The following is a 19,387-nucleotide window of genomic DNA, read 5'->3' on the forward strand; positions in this document are numbered from 1 at the left end:
AGTTTTATTTGTTACAAGTTTCAGGTCAGCATTTCAATAACTTGAAACTTCAAACATGAAACCTGAAACTTATTTTTTATCCTACCACATCTAATTTAGCAAATCTCAACAACAGTTTCTTAATTCCGCCAACCTCAAATTTTATTTCGGCTTTTTTATCTGCACCAACACCTTCTAAATTTACTACTTCTCCTTTACCAAAACGCTCATGCATTACCATATTTCCTATAGTTAATTTATTGTCAAATAAATTTGGAGCAGCTGCATTTGGATTTATTCCTCCAACTGGTTTTAATTTTCGAATATTAAGATCTGGTTTCGGATTATTGTCTGTCACATGTTTTGGCGGAGTTCCACCTACCGGTTTTGCCAGTCGCAATTTTGATTTATCTATATCTCCAAAAATATCACCATCAATAGGCGATTTATATCTGTAATTCGTTTCGGCCGGAGTCAGATATTCTAAAAACTGACCATCAATTTCTTCAATAAAACGTGATGGTTCACTATCTGTTAGTTTTCCCCAACGGTAACGGGATTGAGCATAAGTTAAATATGCCTGATGCTCTGCACGAGTTAAAGCTACGTAAAATAATCGACGTTCTTCTTCCAATTCACTTCTGGTACTCATACTCATAGCGCTTGGAAACAAATCTTCTTCCATACCAACCACAAATACATGAGGAAATTCCAGCCCTTTAGCTAAGTGAATTGTCATTAATGCTACACGGTCATCATCAGCTGTATCTTTATCTAAGTCTGTTGCAAGTGCTACATCTTCCATAAATTCAGATAATGCTCCTCTTGCTCCGTCAATTTCTTTTTGCCCTTCAGTAAAATCTTTTAAACCATTTAAAAGTTCTTCAATATTCTGAATTTTCGCCATTCCCTCCGGTGTGGCATCTTTTTTAAGTTCCTGAACTAAACCGGTTTTCTTTGCCACATAATCTGTAATATAGAAAGCATCGTGGTTTTGATCAATTACCTGAAAATTCTGAATCATGGTCACAAAATCATTCAGTTTATTCTTCGTACCAGCATTCAGTTTCAAGTCAATTTTATCAATATTAACCATTACTTCCCAAATCGAGCGTTTATAGTGATTTGCAGCAATAGTCAGCTTTTCAACCGTTGTATCTCCAATTCCACGCGCCGGATAATTAATTACACGAATTAATGCTTCTTCATCCTTTGGGTTTATTACTAAACGTAAATAACACAAAACATCTTTAATTTCCTTACGTTGGTAGAATGACAATCCACCATAAATTCTATACGGAATATCACGTTTTCTCAACGCATCCTCCATTGCACGTGACTGTGCATTTGTACGATATAAAATAGCAAAAGATCCATTATGAAGCTGATGCTGCATTTTCTGTTCAAAAATCGTGCTCGCTACAAAACGACCTTCCTCTGCATCTGTCAAACTTCTGTGCACCTTAATTCTAGGTCCAAAATCATTCGCCGTCCAAACTACTTTATCCAGTTTGGTTTTATTGTGCTCCATAACCGTATTAGCCGCTTCCACAATATTTCGGGTAGAACGATAATTCTGCTCTAAACGGAACATTATTACTCCTTCATAATCCTTCTGGAAATTCAGAATATTATTAATATTTGCTCCACGAAACGCATAAATACTCTGTGCATCATCACCAACCACACAAATATTCTGAAAACGGTCTGATAAAGCTCTTACAATCAAATACTGAGAGTGATTCGTATCCTGGTACTCATCAACCAGAATATAACGAAAACGATCCTGATATTTTGCTAAAACCTCTGGAAAACGAGTTAATAATTCGTTGGTTTTCAATAATAAATCATCAAAATCCATTGCTCCAGCCTTAAAACAACGCTCTACATACTGCTGATAAATCTCGCCTAGTCTAGGCCTTTTTGCCATCGCATCGGCTTCAACCAATTCCGGATTATTAAAATAGGCCTTTACCGTAATCAAACTGTTTTTATAATTAGATATACGACCTAAAATCTGTTTTGGTTTGTAAATATCACGATCCAACTGCATTTCTTTGATAATCGAAGAAATCAATCGGGCCGAATCCTGAGAATCATAAATAGTAAAATTGGAAGGATATCCTAAATGATCTGATTCTGCACGAAGAATACGCGCAAAAATAGAGTGAAAAGTTCCCATCCAAAGATTTTTTGCTTCAGATGCACCCACAATATCCGAAATCCTGTGCTTCATTTCTCGCGCTGCTTTATTGGTAAAAGTCAGCGACAAAATATTAAAGGCATCAATACCCTGAGCCATTAAATAGGCAATTCTAATCGTTAAAACACGAGTTTTTCCCGAACCCGCACCAGCAATAATAATCATTGGCCCGTCTTTCTTCAGAACGGGTTGTCGTTGCGCTTCATTGAGTTGATCAATGTACTTCTGCATGAAATTTTTCTCCATATGATGCAAAAATAAGAATTATAGATTTAATAAGCTACTAAGATTCTAAGGTTCTAAGAGGCTAAGTTTTTTCTTTTTTGAAGCAGAACAATAGGCATTTTACTAAATATGGTTTCCCGCTTTCGGCTTTATCTCTCCACTCCGCTGCGAGGATACCGCCTCAATCAGGGCTAGTAAACAAACAATTGGCTTTCTTTGAATATTTTGAGAAAATTCAAATTAGATATTATATTTATTTTTTAATTTTCCTTTAAAATCTTCAAAAGAAATAACCCTTCCGGCTTTAATATCATCCATACTTTTTTGAAGTTCTTTATTTAAATCTTCATCTGAAAAATCGTTTAAAAAAATTTCGTCATCTTCTATAATTTCATCCATTTTTTAATGTTTTCTAATTTTTAATATTTCATTAATCCGATTATTATGCTCAAAAAAATTGAACTGCCGTTGGTTTTAACCAACGGTTAAATTTATAACATTATCAAGGTTTTATCCAAACTTAACGATTTTGTATAAAGCCTAGTCGTTTTGATTTCAAGAACCGTTGGTTAAAACCAACGGCAAGTCAAAAAAAACTTAGCATCTTAGAATCTTAGCCCCTTAGAACCTTACTTAAAAAACACATCGTAAGCAAAACGAATCAAAGTCCCGACAACCACTACCAAAAAGAAAATCCTAATAAAACCATTTCCTTTATTAATGGCCAGTTTTGCACCCAACCAGCCACCAAGACCGTTACTGATTGCCATAGGAATTGCAATTGCCCAGATAATTTTTCCTTTTATCATAAACAAGCATATCGAACCAAAATTTGTTGCCAGATTTACCATTTTAGCATTTGCAGAAGCGTGCAAAAAATCAAAACCTAAAAGCGCAATAAAAGCAACAACAAAAAAACTTCCTGTTCCGGGACCAATAAATCCGTCATAAAAACCAACAATTATGCTAATTACAACTGCATAAATTATTTGTGTCGTTGCAGAATGATCTTTAGCAACATGCTGCCCGAAATTTTTCTTTGCATAGGTATAAATAAATAACAAAGACAAGACAACCAACAAAAGGGGTTTCATAAAATCATTACTAACCAACGTTAAAATAGTTGAGCCCAAAAATGCAGAAGGAACTGCCAGACACATCATAATCAATAACAATTTCCATTCTATAACCACTTTTTTCAAGTACTGAAAAGCAGCAAAAGATGTTCCTGAGAAAGCGGGAACTTTAAGTGTTCCAATAACTGTTGAAACAGGTAAATTGGGCAATAAAATCAACCCCATTGGTGTCTGAATTAATCCGCCACCACCAACAATTGCATCAATAAATCCTGCTGCAAAAGCAGCTAAACAAAGAAAAAAAATTATATATAAATCCATTAAAAAATAGGTTTCAGTAGGTTTTAAAAACTAGTTGCAAAAGTAAGGCTTCCGTTTTGTTTATTACCAAAAATTTAAAGTGGATTTCTCCTCAAAAAGTATATTTTTGCTAAAAAATTTAACCCAAATGGATTTTACAAGAATTATAGAATTAGCCAGTTATACTTTACCTGCAATTGTAACAGGATTTGTTGCTTACAGTTTTTTTGAACTGCACATCAAGAATAACGATAAAAAGCGTGCTTTTTTATTAAACAGAGAATATAATAAACAATCGCTACCAATACGTTTACAAGCTTATGAGCGTATGACTTTATTTTTGGAACGTATTAATTTAACTAAATTATTGATTAGAATTAGTCCAATTTCTCCCGATAAACACGATTATGAAAACTTTGTAATTGACCAAATCGAACAAGAATTTGAGCACAATTTAACGCAGCAAATCTATATGTCCGACGAATGCTGGACGATCATTACAACAGCAAAAAACTCAACAATACAAATGATTCGTAAGGCTGCCATGAGCGATCGCGTTGACAGTGCTGATAAACTTCGTGAGGTAATTTTAAATGATTTACTAGAAAAACAATCACCTAGCAATGCTGCTTTGGGATATATTAAAAATGAAGTTGCAGAACTTTGGTAAAATTTACTAGACGAGATTTATTAAGATCTATTAATAAATCTCGTCAAATAATTATAAATTTTATATTTTAAAGCCACCATTTAAATTTAGGCTTGACCCACCATCCGTTTTTTTGATATTTATTAGATACACTTAATTCTCCAACACCTATATCAAAATCACAATTTACATTAGGTACTCGATAATCTGCCCAATTACATACTTTTTCTTTTCCAGAATTATTTGATTTCCAAACACCAACAAAAACATTGTTAAAATATTTATCAGAATTAATTTCAATATCGTTATACTTCATCAAATCATTCTTGTCTAAATACCATAAAGACTGCATTGTTCCCTGAAATTTACCTGAGCCTTTTTGCTCTGTATTTTCAATTAATTCGTAAGTTGCAGTCAATATCCCCTGATTTTTTATACCTGCATTTTTGTATTCATCATCTACACCAAATCTTAGTTTTTTGACTTCTTGAATCTTTGTAATTGTAATTTTTCCGATAAAATCACAAATATTAGACTTAACCATTGATTTACCAGAAATTACATATTCATTACTTTTCTTTTCGCTTCTTTTTATTGAAATAAATTTAATCTGTATTCTTTCATAATTATCTCCAATAATACCGTAAATCAAATTATTATTGGTTTGATTCCATAACTCAGAAAAATCATGCTTAACATATTTATCTAGTTCATTCTTTTGAAATATTTCTTCCTCGGTCAAAATTTTTGTTCTGCACAAATTTTGCCCCCATAAATTGAAACAAAAAAAGAGACAACTAAATAAAACTACTTTATTCATATTATTTAAGCTATCTTATTATCACTCATAACCTCCGATTTATTCTGTGCATATTCATATCCTTGCTCCCACCAATCTTTCATCACTTCTTTATTGAAAATAAGCGCATTATCTGTAAGCTTTGTTGGCGTGTAATATAAATTAAGCTTTACATTTTTATTACTTGCCATAAGTTTTCCTATAGCAATGTCATGTTTTTCAACCTGATCTAAAGCAATTCGGAATAAATCAATCATTAGCGAAAACGGATTTTTACCAATCACTGTTTTATCCATATTTACTTCGGTTTCTAAGATAATCACATCAATTTCGGTTGCCCCACGGTTAATGGCTTCACGAATTGGAACCAAACTAGAGAATCCGCCATCACCATATTCGGAGTTATTTCTTTCGACCAAACTCATAAACGGAACATAATTGCTGGAAATCCAGGACCAATCGCAAAACTCCTCGTAAGTACAATCTTTAACCGATTTGTATTCTGATTCATTCTTAGTAAAATTGGTTACCGTAACCACAACGTCTGTCTTTAATTTTTTGAGCTTGTTAAAGTCGGAAAGCGAAAAATTATTCTGAATATATTTCTTCAACCCTTTGCTCTCGCCAAAAGTCCTTTTTCCTTTAAAAAACTGACGTAAAACATTGAAGTGATTAATCGTTACAATATCTACTCCTTCTTTATTTTTAACCACAAACGGACAAATATTAAAAATACTTGCCATAGTAACATTAGTATAAACCGAATGTATTTTTTTTATATGTCCTAAAGCTAAATGCGGAATTAATAAACTTCCTGTAGAAGTTCCTAAAAACAAATCATATTCATGATTTTTCTCTTCGATTAAATATTGCGCAACTCCTCCGGCGAAGGCGCCTTTACTTCCGCCGCCAGAAATAACTAATGCTCTCATATATGGTATTGTAGGTTTTATTTTTTTAGAGTAAAGAGTAAAGAGAATAGAAAAAAGAATAAAGAGTAAAGACTTTTCTATTCGTTTAAATCTTTACTCCTGCATCTATTCTCTTTATTCTATTTTCTTGCCTCTATTTTCTTTGCTCTATTCTCTATGTTCTCTCTTCTTGCCTCTATTCTCTTCGTTCTATCTTCACTCTTTCAGCAAACGATTCAGTTGAAATTGTTCATCAGGGGTCAAATTAGGCAAAATTCTTTCAAAAGAAGCACGCATTTCGGGATTTTTTAATAACAATCTGATGGTGTCTCTTCCAAACTTCGAAAATTGCCACATATGATGCGTTGTCGCCAAAACTAAATTACTCAAAACCTGATCGTTAATAATCTTAAACGCGATTAGTTTTTCTAAAGCATTTTGTCGCGTTGTGGCTTCATATTTAGTTGAAGAAAAAGCGATCAGTTCATTTACAAGTTCATCTGGATTGTCGGCATAATTTGTTGTTGACAATGCTAAAGAAAGCCATAATGTGCGAAGATTATAGTCATTGAAACCAATCCAGTTTTTAGATTTATTAAGATATTCTGCCCGATGATCCGGAAAATTTCGCCATAACCAATACAAAGCCACCTCCTGAGTTTGGTATGATTTATCATCCAGTAAAGTTTCATAATCTGTTCTAAAATCCTCAGGAATTTTGGTTAAAGTTTCAGCTACTGTCTGGCGAATCTGAATAATATTACTTTGCAGCGCTAAAAGCAATAATTCTTTTTTTGCTTCATATTTTTCATTTTCCAACTGATCTATAATAGCTTCTTTTACCGTATGATAAGCATCAGAATTTAGCGTTTTAATAAAGAATTCTCTTTTCTCTGCCAAAGGTGTTTTTTTCAATTTATCAACTTCTAACCGAATTTGAATCGATTTGTTTTTACTGAGCAAAGCATTCGCAGTTGGGGTATCAAAAGTAGTTGATTCTAACCATGTTTTTTGAAATTTTTCCAAATCAAAACTGGAAACTTTTTTTATTTCATCAAAGAAATTTTGCGTGTTTACATTTTGATAGGCATACTTTTTCAGATAACTTTTAATCGCTTTTTTAAACGCTTTATCACCAATTGACTCATGCAAAACAAAAAGCGTCCATGCTCCTTTTTCGTAAAAAGTAAGCGAACTTGCTTTTGGATTTAAAACAGGAATTGAATCTGTTCTCGAAGCAAATTTTATTTGCTGTGCTGTATCATAAAGTTTAGAGTAAAAATAATCATCTCCAAATATGTCACGTTCAGCCAGAGCAGCAAAATAAGTTGCAAATCCTTCCTGAAGCCAGTGATGCTTACTGCTTTCTGCCGTAATTAAATCTCCAAACCAATGATGCGCCAGTTCGTGTGCATCTACATTTGTATAATTTCTATCGGTAAAACCAGTTGAATCAACCACATATCGTGTTGCCAAAAGCGTAGAAGTAGTATTTTCCATTCCGGCATATAAAAAATCACGAACCGGAATCTGCCTGTATATTTTCCACGGATATTTAATACCAATTTCCTTTTCTAAAAAATCAAAAATGCGTTTGGAATAACGAAATGTAGGTTCAAAACGTACTAAATCCTTGTTTTCTAAATAATACTCAAGAGGAATACCGGATTTAGCTTTTAATTCTCTTTTATCATATTTACCTACAGCAAGCATTAATAAATAAGAACTCATTGGTTTTTCCATTTCGTACTGCCAATGCAATAAATCGCCTTTTACTACTTTTTCTTTTAATATGCCATTCGAAACAACCTGATATGCTGCATCGTAGGATATTCCTAAACTAAAAATTACTTTTTCATTTACATCATCAAAACTTGGAAACCAATTGCTGGTGTAGCGCCCTTGTCCCTGAGTCCAAATCTGAACTTCTTTATTCTCAATATCTATAAAATACAACGCCTGTTTTGGTTTTGCCTTATAGTCAAAAGTTAAATGATTTTCTCCTTTTTGAAAATTGCCTACAATTTGTAATTGCTTACCGGAATTTACAAAAACAACCTCTTTATTATCGATCAATACTTTTGAGAATTCCATGTTTTTGGCATCGATTTTTATAGTATCAATTGGCTGTAAAACCGTAAAACTATAATTTACAGATCCTGAAACAGTTTTCTCTTTTGAATTTAAAGACAATTGGCCGGTAACCGTTTTAAAATCAACATATTTAGTTTGCTGCGCAAAGATTAAAGATGTGAATAATAGAAAAATATATTTCATTGAATAAAAATTTGTGGCAAAATCCCAAAGTTACAAAGGTTTGACCAACAAATAGAATGAAATTTGTAAGTTTACCATATAAAACTAATAAAACGTGTCAGCACCCAAAAAAGCCTTATTTAACTGGAGTAGCGGAAAAGATTCTGCTCTTGCTTTGTATAAAATCCTTCAAAATCCTAATTATAAAATCGATTGTTTATTAACGAGCGTTAATCAGCAGTTTCAAAGAATTTCTATGCATGGTGTTCGTGTCGACTTACTGGAAGCTCAGGCAAAAAGCATCGGAATACCTTTAAAAATCTTAGAAATTCCGGAAATGCCAACAATGGAGGTTTACGAAAACGTAATGACCAAAACCTTATCAGAATTAAAAGAACAAGGCATTTCACATTCAGTTTTTGGCGATATCTTTCTGGAAGATTTGCGTAAATATCGTGAAGATCAGTTGGCAAAAATGGGTTTTGACGGTGTTTTCCCAATCTGGAAAATTCCAACTCACAACTTAATTCAGGAATTTATTTCATCAGGGTTTAAAACTATTGTTGTTTGTGTCAACGAACGTTATTTGGACAAAAGTTTTGTGGGCAGAATTATCGATCAGGATTTTATCAATGATTTGCCTGAAAATGTTGATGTTTGTGGAGAAAATGGAGAATTTCATACTTTTGCTTTTGACGGTCCAATATTTTCTGAACCCATAAATTTTGAAATCGGAGAAATCGTGTATCGTAAATATGAAGCTCCAAAAAACCAGGATTCATCAAACAAAGCATGTGATACCAATACTTCTGATGCATTTGATTATGGTTTTTGGTATTGTGATCTGATTAAAAAATAATTTAGAATGTGCCACAAAAAACTACACTCTATACTATTTATACTTCTTATTTCTTTCTCTTTGCAAAGCTGTCTTGTAAGCAGATGCAAAAGGCCTCAGATTGTAGGTTATGTTTATGATGCAGAATCCGGACAACCAATCGAAAACTGTAAAGTTGGAGAAGTTCTAAGCCAAAACAACGGTTATTTCTCATTGACTGAGAAACGGTATCATCAATTTACATTTTTTGGCTATGAAGCCCCTCCGTTGTCTGTTTTTGAAGTAATTGAAAAAGAAGGTTACGAATCACAACATATACAACTTATGAATCCGTTTGGTGGTGGCGCAAAAAAAGGGGCACTACATAATGCAGATACTTTATATTTAAAAAAAATACCCATTAAAATTGAGATTAAGTAGACATATCACTCCAGGTTTTAAGCTGCCAGATATTATTTTTTAGCTCAAAGATATAATCAATATAAATTCCGTTATCAATACCACGAAGCTGGATTACAGCTTTGTTTTTATGCAAAACCAGTTTTTGTGTATAATCAATTTCTTTGGCTTTTTTATTAAGATTCAAAACACTGTACTTTTCCTTTGAAACAGTAAAAGTTTCTAACTCGTAATCATCATTATTTTGTTTTACATTTAATGGAAAAATTACTCTGCTAAGCTGGAATTTTGGGTCCGAGTTAAATTTCTTAAAAAATACATTAAAATCCTCTTTTGAAGTAATCGAACTTTGAGCCAAAACAGTAGAGCCAAAAAACATTGCAAAAGTAAAAAAAGCAAAAACTAAATTCTTTCTCATTATTCAGAATACATATTTAAAAGGTTTGTAACCGTATTCCAATTTCTAATTGTAGCAACTACATTTAGTTTTTTCTCAATATATTTCTGGTCAAAACGCGTTTTTCCAGCACCAATATCATATTTAATAAAAATCCTGTTTTCATCAATACTTGCCTCGTCTGGTTTAAATTGACTAATTTTTAAATCATTGATACTCTCTTTTTTTAGCGCAATTGAAATAAAAGCAACGTAAAGTTTCTTAGTATCAACATCTTTTGCTTTCAAAAAGGGATTATTTGAAAAACAGGCTTCTAAATCTTTTTTCGTAATCACGACAGTTGGAACTTCATGACCGAAAACTTTAAATATTTCCTGTTTAATCATAAATCCTACTTTTGAAGCACTTTCCTCCTCTGTATCAACAAAAACATTTCCAGATTGCAAATAAGTTCGAACATTCTGAAAACCAATATTTTCCAACATAGATTTTAATGCTTCCATTTTCATCATATTGTGACCGGAAACATTGATACCGCGTAAAAGAGCTAAATGTGTAATCATACTTTTTAAATTTTAGTCAAAGATAAAAATTCATTTTATGATAATGCAATTATTCCTCCTCTTGACCAATTTCAATATCAAACTTTGTTAGAAAATCGTTTAAACGCTTCTTATACTTGTTTTTTGCTTGGTTTACAATCTCATCCGTTTCTTCGCTTGATTCTATGGCATCAAAATTAAATTCCTTTTTTACCCAATTCTGAAACTCTTCTCTATTTTCATTTTCTTCATAATACTCTTCATCTTTATAAAAGTAAGCATTATCGAAATCTACCGATATTTCAGTGTCAAAAGTTAATAAATAAATTAATTTACGTGTATTTTCTGCTACGACATGAATTCCGCCTTCATCACCAAAAACAACAATTGGGCAATTATTCAGATCATTATCGATAAGCCAGTAAGCATAAGAACTTCCTGAACCGTTTGCACCGGCAAATTCTATAAAACTATTGTAAAACTCTTCATTTTCAGACCAGGTTTTTATACCTCTCTTATCATCTGTTATGGTAAGACCAAAACATTCAGAATAGTTCTCTGCTCCATATTCTTGTTCAAACTCGTATAATTTTATTAAATCGTCTGGTAGAGCGTAATCTCCAAACTGAACAGAAAATTCATCTAAAGAAAAACTGTTATCGTATTCTTCATATTCAGTTTCGTCGTCTTCGTCTTCTACAGCTTCTTCTGCAGTAAGAACCTCAAAAGTTTTTATAGCTGCACATTTTACACAATAAAGTTCTATTCCTGGTGCAGTTTCATTGTTTATCCATTGGTATTTTGGATTTTTTTCTTCGTCAAGATACTCCAGAATCAACATAATTTCTTCATTATCATGACACCATAATGCACGTGTTCTGATATTAAATCCGTTAGCGATTTCTTCTGAAATTTGACTGTATTTCATTCCTTCATATTCAAAAGGAATAAACGAATATGTAGTTCCGGAAATATGTCTGCTAAATTGTCCTATTTCCTTAACATATTCATTTTCAAAAAGTACATTAACCATATTTATAAACTGATCACGAAAATTGGTATACATGTACTTTTCTGTCTTGCTGTAATCAAGAATAGAAAGCCCCTCTTTAAAGACATCTTCACGATAATTATTGCCTAACATTGCTGTACCATCATAATCTGAATATTCAATAAAGGAATCATCCACAATATCCGATAATTTATGTGTTGTTGGAAAATAGTTTTCTACCGTTAAAGTATTTCCATCAGTATCTGTTACTTTGCTGCAAATTAACACATCTGGTCTATTTACATTTACAACAGCCTGAATATCTGTAAAACGCTCAAAATGCATTAGCATATCTTCACTATAGATGAGCCATGCAGTAACATCACCTTTTACAAAAAGTTCACCATGATTGTATTCACCTATAAGTACATCACAATTTAGACCGCCACCTAGATAATGAACGCTTCCAAACAAAGTGATATTTACTGTTTTGGTTTCTCCCAGTACAATCAATGCAGGAGAATTATCAGTATCATAAGAACTGATAAATTTCGTCACATTAAGATTTCCTTTAAAAATAAATCCAAGAATAAAAATATCTGGATGTTCCTCTGTACTAAAATCCATTTCAAATGAATCCATTTGAACATCTTCTTCTGCCAGTAAAAACATTGGATATTCTTCATAATCCGGAAAACGCCAGGTATCCTCAAAAACATTATAGATTTTCTGATTATTAAAATCGGACAGATTTCCGATAATATTATGCGCTTCGTGTCGGTTTATAACCTTAAATGTAACACCAGAAAACACAATAGTTTCAAAAGGAACTTTTTCTTCTTTAATCATAATTTGGCTTATATCTAAAATGCGATAACAAATCTAATCATTATCTCCCTTGTATTTATTCTTCTTTTTTGAAAATATAACTACGGTCACAAGCACTTGCATTATCATTTAAATGATTTAATTTATCCAAAGTAAAACTTTCTTTTAAATCACTTGAACAGTTTGATATTATCATGTTATACTCCTTGTAAGACAATATAAACTGAGTCACATTATTATTTGTTACGATTCCGAAAGTTCCTGACAATGTAGTGATCTTGTTATCGTATGATCTGGTTTTGACAAAAGTTTTATCATTATTAAAAACATAAGAAAATTGTTTTGATGAGGGATCATTAGCAAATTTGCTATCAACAAATTGCACCCATTTTCCATAATAATCTGATGGAGCAAAAGGAACGATCTCCTTTGAATCATCCTTAGTATCATTAGAACAAGAAACAAACAAAAGAAAAGATAAAATTAAGAGTCCAATTTTTTTCATAATTTAGGTTTTAAAAGGTTAACTATTATTAAGATTTTATTTCTTAAAAAAGGTTGCGTTTTATTTGATTATCTTAACATTAACATAATATTAGAAAACCAAAATTCAATTCCTGTCCAACATTCTATTTTCAAATTCCCCAATTAAAATCTATCTTCGCTTTTCCAAAGACAAGAGAGTATAGAAAATAGAATTATAGACAAAAATCTATTCTCTTTTTTCTATACTCTATTTTCTAAAATCTAACTATCTAAAAATCTAAGAAGTCTAAAAAAAATGTCTAATAATCTTCTCGAAACCCCTATCGAATACTTAAAAGGTGTTGGCCCGAGTCGTGGTCAGTTACTGCGCAAGGAATTGGGGATTCATAAATATGGAGATTTGGTCAATTTTTTTCCTAACCGGTATATTGACAGAACACGATATTACAAGATAAACGAACTACAAAATACAGGTTCTGAAGTTCAGATCATTGGCAAAATAATCAACATTAAAACGGTTGAATTTGCTAAGAACAAGAAACGTCTTGTTGCCACTTTTGTAGACGATACAGGACAAATTGATTTAAACTGGTTTCAGGGACACAAATGGATTCGTGAGAGTTTAAAATTAAACGAACAACTTGTTATTTTTGGAAAATGCTCCTTGTACGGGAGCCAGTTTAGTATGGCACATCCTGAAATAGAGCTTTTAAGCGAACATGAAAAAAGTCTGCGATCTGCCATGCAACCTGTTTATCCTTCTACAGAAACTTTGGCCAACCGTGGTATTTCAAATCGAACCATTAATAAACTGATGGAGCAATTGTTTATTGAAACTCAGGCTTTATTTACCGAAACTTTTCCACCTTATTTAATCGAGGAAGTGAGGTTAATTTCGAAAAGAGCCGCTTTATTCAATATCCATTTCCCAAAAAGCACCGATGCTTTGTCGAAAGCTCAATTCCGATTAAAATTTGAAGAATTGTTTTTTATTCAATTACAGTTAATCACCAAAAATTTAATCAGAAAGCATAAAATTAAAGGCCATCCGTTTACAAAAGTGGGCGAATTATTTAATGATTTTTATCAAAACCATTTGCCATTTAATCTTACAGGTGCTCAGAAACGAGTAATAAAAGAAATTCGTTCAGATATGGGAAGCAATGCCCAAATGAACCGATTACTGCAGGGAGATGTTGGTTCCGGAAAAACAATTGTTGCTTTTATGAGTATGCTTTTGGCCATTGATAATGGTTTTCAGGCTTGTTTAATGGCTCCAACAGAAATTCTTGCTAATCAACATTTTATTGGACTATCTGAATTTGCCAATACTTTAAATATCAACATCAAAATATTAACCGGTTCAACCAAAACTTCTGAAAGAAAAGTTATTCACGAAGAACTTGAAAACGGAACGCTGCAAATTTTAATAGGAACTCATGCTTTATTAGAAGATAAAGTAAAATTTCTGAATTTAGGTTTAGCTGTTATTGATGAACAACATCGTTTTGGAGTGGAACAACGCTCTAAATTGTGGAAGAAAAATGATATTCCGCCACACGTTTTGGTAATGACAGCAACCCCAATTCCGAGAACTTTAGCCATGAGCCTATATGGTGATCTTGATATTTCTGTAATTGATGAATTACCACCGGGAAGAAAACCCATTCAAACCGTACATCGTTACGACTCCAATCGTTTGAAAGTCTGGAAATTTCTCCGTGATGAAATTGCACTCGGAAGACAAATCTATATTGTATATCCTTTAATTCAGGAATCTGAAAAAATGGATTACAAAGATTTAATGGATGGCTACGAAAGTATATCACGTGATTTTCCGCTACCTCAATATTCGATTTCAATTTTGCACGGAAAGATGAAACCGGCTGAAAAAGATTCGGAGATGAAGCGCTTTTCGGAAGGAAAAACCAATATTATGGTGGCTACAACAGTAATTGAAGTTGGTGTAAACGTACCCAATGCCAGTGTTATGATTATTGAAAGCGCAGAGCGTTTTGGCTTATCACAATTACATCAGTTACGCGGACGTGTTGGTCGTGGTGCTGAACAAAGTTATTGTATTTTAATGACGAGTCATAAATTGAGTTCTGACAGTAAAACCCGTATGGAAACTATGGTTGGTACTAATGATGGCTTTGAGATTGCCGAAGTAGATCTTAAACTTCGGGGTCCCGGTGATTTAATGGGAACACAGCAAAGTGGTGTTTTAAATCTTCAGATTGCTGATATTGTCCGTGACCGTGATATTTTGAGTCTCGCCAGAAACTATGCTATGAAAATTCTAAAAGAAGATGGTCCTTTGCAAAAACCGGAACATGCTATCTTAAAATCTGTTTTTCTTGAACTGACGAAAAAGAAAAATATCTGGAATTATATTAGTTGATCTTTTTCTTCAAGGCTCTAAGGTACTAAGACTCTGAGGTTCTATGATTTAACCTGAAAACTGAAACTTGAAACTTGAAACCTCAAACTAAAAAAAATAAAACTTCATTGTATCAAACTTTGAATCAAAATACTCAGGTACTTTTCTAAGGTGATTAGATTTGTCGGGGTGCAAATTTTAGTTTGAATATTTTAATTGATACAATGAAGCTTCTCTTTACAAATTATTTCTTTTTAGGAGCATCTTTCTTTTCGAAAAAACCATTAAACAAACCTTTGCTTACTTTGTTTTTATCATCTTTTCCTGTTGCAACAAGATGGTCAATATATTCCATGTAGGTCTTTTTACGCTCTTCTAAAAACCCAACCAGATATTCTTCTGATGCCAGCATACCGCTCGCCTCTTCGATATGCAACAGTTTTTTGTACAAAGGCTCAATAAACTTGACAATAATGTCTTCCGGAACAGATTTTCTTGTTCCAAAATAACCTACAATTTCACCATCAGTATCTGCTATGATTTTAAAGTCGGTAATTACCCAATAATATCGGCCCGTTTTGGACATATTCTTGATGATGGCATGAATATTTTTGCTTGATTTAATACTGTCCCATAAAAATTTAAAAATCACTTTGGGCATATCAGGATGGCGTATTATATTATGTGCCTGTCCAATAAGCTCAAACTCGTCATAACCAGAAACGTCAATAAAATCTTCATTGGCATATAAAATGGTTCCTTTAGTATCTGTTTTACTAAGCAGTACTTTATTCTTGTTCCAATCAACTTCTCTGTCTGATGGAGTTGGGCGGGTAGTTCTGGTATCCATAAATTTTGTATTTAAAATCAATATGTATTTGCGTCTTGCTTATAATATTAAAGTATTAATCCAGCAAGCTTATGATGTTCTGTTGTTAGTTGATTTAAAATGTATGTCATTCACCAAATCATCAATTTTTTTAGCACTCTCACGCATCATTTCCAAATAACTCAAAAGCTTATCATTATCCGTATGCCCTTTAGAAACATCAATAAGTTTTAATACTGAACTTACCGGCATTTTTAAATCTATAGTTGTTTTATGAATAAAATCATTATACTCTTTTGTAGCTGATAATGAGCTGTATTTTGCCGATGCCAGTTTGATATTTTCCAATTCATACTCATCAGAAATTTTAGAAATATGATTCTGACTGTGTTCCTTAAAATAATACGCCCAATAACCATTCATAAAAAATACAACAGCAGCAAGAACAACGTGAACCAGAAATGTTTCAACATCAAAATTTACCTGAGAAAAATAGATTTGCGGTCCACTGGCGTCGTTATAAACATAGTTTTGTAAATAAGCCAAACCTCCATGATGTAATATTACTAAGAGTGTCAAAGGAATCTGAAGTTTCCAGTTTTGATAAATAATTAAAATGGTACTGGCTATAAATACTGTAAAGTGCATCTCGAACATACCATGCATCTGGTAAATATACTGCGCCATAAAAATAGCAAGAACCACAGAGAGCACATATTGGTAAAATTTGGAATTTTTCAGAAAAAATTTAGCCGAATAATATGCCAGTAAGTTTAAAGTCCCAACTCCTACTCCAATTTCCCATGTATCATATTTAAAGGATAATGCAATTCCCAGGAGAAAATAAACTGCAAGAACGTAATTAATAATTGTGTCCGATTTTTGTGTCATTGTAGACATAAAACTGTGCAGGTAATCCTGCTCATTCAAACTAGCTTTTGCTTTCATAAATAGGTAATGTTAGGGGTTAGATTTATTTAGTGCATTTTGGTAACGAACATCCGTACGCTCTTAGAGCCAAAGCATCAAATGATGGGGCATTTGTATGACTTAATAAAGAATCTATTGCCTGTTGGGCATAATTACTATCGGCATTAGTACAATATCTTGTTTTATTGTAATTTCCTCTATAATATAATTTTTGAGAACTGTCTAGCAGCACCGCCTGAGGTGTTGAGAAAACACCGCAACTTTTCGCCATTTCAGAATCAAAATAAACAGGAATCTTTGCATCAAACTTGTCCTGAATTTCTTCAATCGTAAAACTCTTTTCTTTGTTTAAAACGACTATTTTAAAATTAATACGATCACCGTACTTTTTGATTAATCCCGCTACATGAGGAACGTTAAATCGGGAACAAGGACAATCTGGGTTATAAAAATGAACAAATACCGGTTTATTATCATTAACACAGCATTTTAAATCAATTCTGCTTCCCATTGCGATTTTGTGATAATTTTCAGGAACAGGTGTTGGCAAACTATATTTAAACTCATTCTGCCAAAACAAAACAACAATAGCACCTAACAATAAAGAGAACCAAAGGCCAAGAAGTAATTTTTTCTTCATAAATATTAATTTTTTGATTCAAAATATAAACACTTGTTAATTAAAAACCTCTATTAAATAAATATTTTAACCTGAAACAAACAAAAGACTTACATAAATTAACATTTAAAAACTACAAAAGTTAAATTTCGTACAAGATATTTTTTCTTTTGTTTAACCTTATCAATGTTACAAATAAAATCGATAAACTGCAAAAAAAATCAGACAAAATACAACAAAAACCCAAAAGAAAGATTTTACGCACTTTTAAAATACGTATTTTCACGCTTTTCATGCGTATTTTCTTATTTAAAATCAATTCTTACTTAAGATTATTAGTCTAATTTTCATGCATTTAGGAATAAAACAGATAAAAAAAGGCTTTTTTTACTACTTATGATTAAACCAATCTTAAGTATAAAAGTCTAAAAAGATACCATGATTAAAAATTGTACATACAAATGTTAAATAAACTGTCAGTCTCTTTCGATTTCAACACAAAAAGTTAAATTTGTTAGCTGCAAAAAAACGAAAACCAAAAAATTCACATTCACCAAAATTTATGAAACTAAAAAACCTAATCTATGCCTTGATAATTATTGTTTTAGGAGGATTTATTACCTACAGAATACTATCCAACAAAGGCAAAAATGAAGAATCAAAAAAATTCGGAGATAAAGACAGTCCAATTACCGTAACAGGCATTGTTGTAAAAACAGCCACTTTTGACAACAATCTATCTTTATCTGGTTCTATCGAAGCAAATGAACAAATAGAAATCAGAAGTGAAGTTTCCGGAATTGTTGAAGGCATTTATTTTAATGAAGGAAGTTATGTAAATAAAGGTCAGGTTTTGTTTAAGGTAAATGATATTGAATTAAAAGCACAATTAAGACAAGCTCAGACAAAAGAAGGTTTGGCAGGTGAAAACGAAAGAAGAGCAAAACTACTTTTACAAAAAGAAGCCATTAGTCAGGAAGAATTTGATGTAGCAAATGCCGACTATGCTTCTGCAAAAGCACAAACCCAGTTAATTAAAGCGCAAATTTCTAAAACTTCTGTAAAAGCACCTTTTTCAGGAAAATTGGTTTGCGTTCTATTTCTCCCGGAACCTATATCACTCCAACCATTCTGGTAGCAAAACTGGTAAATACAGGCAAGCTGAAAATAACATTCTCTATTCCTGAAAAATATGCTACACAGGTAAATAATGGTTCAAACATTGAGTTTACCGTTTCAGGTTCAAACAAAGTATACAATGCAAAAATATATGCTATTGAGCCAGAAGTAGCTGTTGCAACCCGTACTTTACAAATTCGGGCTATTGCAGAGAATGTTGACGGAAAACTCTTCCCCGGAACATTTGCTGATGTAAAATTGCCATTAAATATTATTAAAGATGCCATTGTTGTGCCATCTGAAGCAATAGTACCGATACAAGACGGAAAAAAAGTTTTCATCTCAAATATGGGTAAAGCAAAAGAAGTTATGGTTGAAGCAACAACCCGTACAGATGCTTCGATCTTAATTTTATCCGGATTAAAAGCTGGTGATACACTCGTAACAAGTGGTGTTATGTCATTAAAAAATGATGCTCCAATAAAAGTTAAAGTAAAGTAATTTTTGGTTTCAGATTAAAAAATCTAAAATCATTTAAAATAATATAGTCATAGATTTTTAGAGATAGAATTTAGGTTTTATTGATAAATCTAAAATCAACAATCTAAGATCTAAAATCATAAATTAT

17 protein-coding genes and 1 pseudogene are annotated in these 19,387 nt (G+C 32.4%); 5 read left to right on the forward strand and 13 right to left on the reverse strand.

What is annotated here, in order from left to right; genetic code table 11:
• Nucleotides 1-76 precede the first annotated feature (76 nt).
• From OLM51_RS12935 to OLM51_RS12945, 3 genes are all read right to left on the reverse strand, one after another.
• Nucleotides 77-2,413, reverse strand: coding sequence for an ATP-dependent helicase (locus OLM51_RS12935; RefSeq protein ID WP_264551021.1), 2,337 nt, complete (start codon nt 2,411-2,413; stop codon nt 77-79).
• A gap of 234 nt (nt 2,414-2,647) precedes the next feature.
• On the reverse strand, nt 2,648-2,806 hold the full coding sequence (locus OLM51_RS12940) for a hypothetical protein (protein WP_264551022.1): 159 nt from the start codon (nt 2,804-2,806) through the stop codon (nt 2,648-2,650).
• 230 nt (nt 2,807-3,036) lie between these two features.
• A complete protein-coding gene (locus OLM51_RS12945) occupies nt 3,037-3,804 on the reverse strand; it encodes a sulfite exporter TauE/SafE family protein (protein ID WP_264551023.1) in 768 nt (255 codons plus the stop codon).
• A gap of 127 nt (nt 3,805-3,931) precedes the next feature.
• On the opposite strand from OLM51_RS12945, the gene OLM51_RS12950 reads away from it, so the two are divergent.
• The gene (locus tag OLM51_RS12950) at nt 3,932-4,453 is read left to right on the forward strand and encodes a hypothetical protein (RefSeq protein WP_264551024.1); all 522 of its coding nucleotides are present in this window, start codon (nt 3,932-3,934) and stop codon (nt 4,451-4,453) included.
• A 67-nt stretch (nt 4,454-4,520) separates the two neighbouring features.
• Here the strand turns inward: OLM51_RS12950 and OLM51_RS12955 are convergent, their stop codons facing one another.
• From OLM51_RS12955 to OLM51_RS12965, 3 genes are all read right to left on the reverse strand, one after another.
• The gene (locus tag OLM51_RS12955; protein WP_264551025.1) at nt 4,521-5,252 is read right to left on the reverse strand and encodes a hypothetical protein; all 732 of its coding nucleotides are present in this window, start codon (nt 5,250-5,252) and stop codon (nt 4,521-4,523) included.
• Nucleotides 5,253-5,257: 5 nt separating this feature from the next.
• Nucleotides 5,258-6,163 (reverse strand): patatin family protein, encoded by a 906-nt coding sequence (locus tag OLM51_RS12960; RefSeq protein ID WP_264551026.1) that lies wholly within the window; start codon nt 6,161-6,163, stop codon nt 5,258-5,260.
• A 195-nt stretch (nt 6,164-6,358) separates the two neighbouring features.
• Nucleotides 6,359-8,419, reverse strand: a complete 2,061-nt coding sequence (locus OLM51_RS12965; RefSeq protein ID WP_264551027.1) for a M1 family metallopeptidase — start codon at nt 8,417-8,419, stop codon at nt 6,359-6,361.
• A gap of 94 nt (nt 8,420-8,513) precedes the next feature.
• Between OLM51_RS12965 and OLM51_RS12970 the strand changes: the two genes are divergently transcribed.
• Nucleotides 8,514-9,257, forward strand: coding sequence for a diphthine--ammonia ligase (locus tag OLM51_RS12970; protein WP_264551028.1), 744 nt, complete (start codon nt 8,514-8,516; stop codon nt 9,255-9,257).
• Nucleotides 9,258-9,263: 6 nt separating this feature from the next.
• Nucleotides 9,264-9,656, forward strand: a complete 393-nt coding sequence (locus tag OLM51_RS12975) for a hypothetical protein (RefSeq protein WP_264551029.1) — start codon at nt 9,264-9,266, stop codon at nt 9,654-9,656.
• On the opposite strand, the gene OLM51_RS12980 is transcribed toward OLM51_RS12975, so the two are convergent.
• The 4 genes from OLM51_RS12980 to OLM51_RS12995 are packed head-to-tail and all read right to left on the reverse strand — an operon-like array spanning nt 9,649 to nt 12,898.
• Entirely contained in the window at nt 9,649-10,053 is a 405-nt protein-coding gene (locus OLM51_RS12980) for a DUF4348 domain-containing protein (protein ID WP_264551030.1), read from the reverse strand. The genes OLM51_RS12975 and OLM51_RS12980 overlap by 8 nt on opposite strands.
• Nucleotides 10,053-10,595 (reverse strand): DUF1697 domain-containing protein, encoded by a 543-nt coding sequence (locus OLM51_RS12985; RefSeq protein ID WP_264551031.1) that lies wholly within the window; start codon nt 10,593-10,595, stop codon nt 10,053-10,055. Before OLM51_RS12985 ends, OLM51_RS12980 begins: the two co-directional genes overlap by 1 nt.
• A 49-nt stretch (nt 10,596-10,644) precedes the next feature.
• Entirely contained in the window at nt 10,645-12,414 is a 1,770-nt protein-coding gene (locus tag OLM51_RS12990; protein ID WP_264551032.1) for a hypothetical protein, read from the reverse strand.
• A gap of 55 nt (nt 12,415-12,469) precedes the next feature.
• Nucleotides 12,470-12,898, reverse strand: coding sequence for a hypothetical protein (locus OLM51_RS12995; protein ID WP_264551033.1), 429 nt, complete (start codon nt 12,896-12,898; stop codon nt 12,470-12,472).
• Between the two features lie 276 nt (nt 12,899-13,174).
• Here OLM51_RS12995 and recG point away from each other — a divergent pair, with 276 nt between their 5' ends.
• A complete protein-coding gene (recG, locus tag OLM51_RS13000) occupies nt 13,175-15,283 on the forward strand; it encodes an ATP-dependent DNA helicase RecG (RefSeq protein WP_264551034.1) in 2,109 nt (702 codons plus the stop codon).
• 223 nt (nt 15,284-15,506) lie between these two features.
• On the opposite strand, the gene OLM51_RS13005 is transcribed toward recG, so the two are convergent.
• The 3 genes from OLM51_RS13005 to OLM51_RS13015 all read right to left on the reverse strand — a co-directional run bounded on the left by OLM51_RS13005 (nt 15,507) and on the right by OLM51_RS13015 (nt 17,661).
• Entirely contained in the window at nt 15,507-16,112 is a 606-nt protein-coding gene (locus OLM51_RS13005) for a PAS domain-containing protein (protein WP_264551035.1), read from the reverse strand.
• A gap of 69 nt (nt 16,113-16,181) precedes the next feature.
• On the reverse strand, nt 16,182-17,039 hold the full coding sequence (locus OLM51_RS13010) for a hypothetical protein (protein WP_264551036.1): 858 nt from the start codon (nt 17,037-17,039) through the stop codon (nt 16,182-16,184).
• A 25-nt stretch (nt 17,040-17,064) separates the two neighbouring features.
• Nucleotides 17,065-17,661, reverse strand: coding sequence for a thioredoxin fold domain-containing protein (locus tag OLM51_RS13015; protein ID WP_264551037.1), 597 nt, complete (start codon nt 17,659-17,661; stop codon nt 17,065-17,067).
• Between the two features lie 541 nt (nt 17,662-18,202).
• Here OLM51_RS13015 and OLM51_RS13020 point away from each other — a divergent pair.
• Nucleotides 18,203-19,260: pseudogene (locus tag OLM51_RS13020) on the forward strand (efflux RND transporter periplasmic adaptor subunit).
• Nucleotides 19,261-19,387: the final 127 nt, after the last annotated feature.

The sequence above is a fragment of the Flavobacterium sp. N2038 genome, assembly GCF_025947185.1.
Taxonomy (GTDB): domain Bacteria; phylum Bacteroidota; class Bacteroidia; order Flavobacteriales; family Flavobacteriaceae; genus Flavobacterium.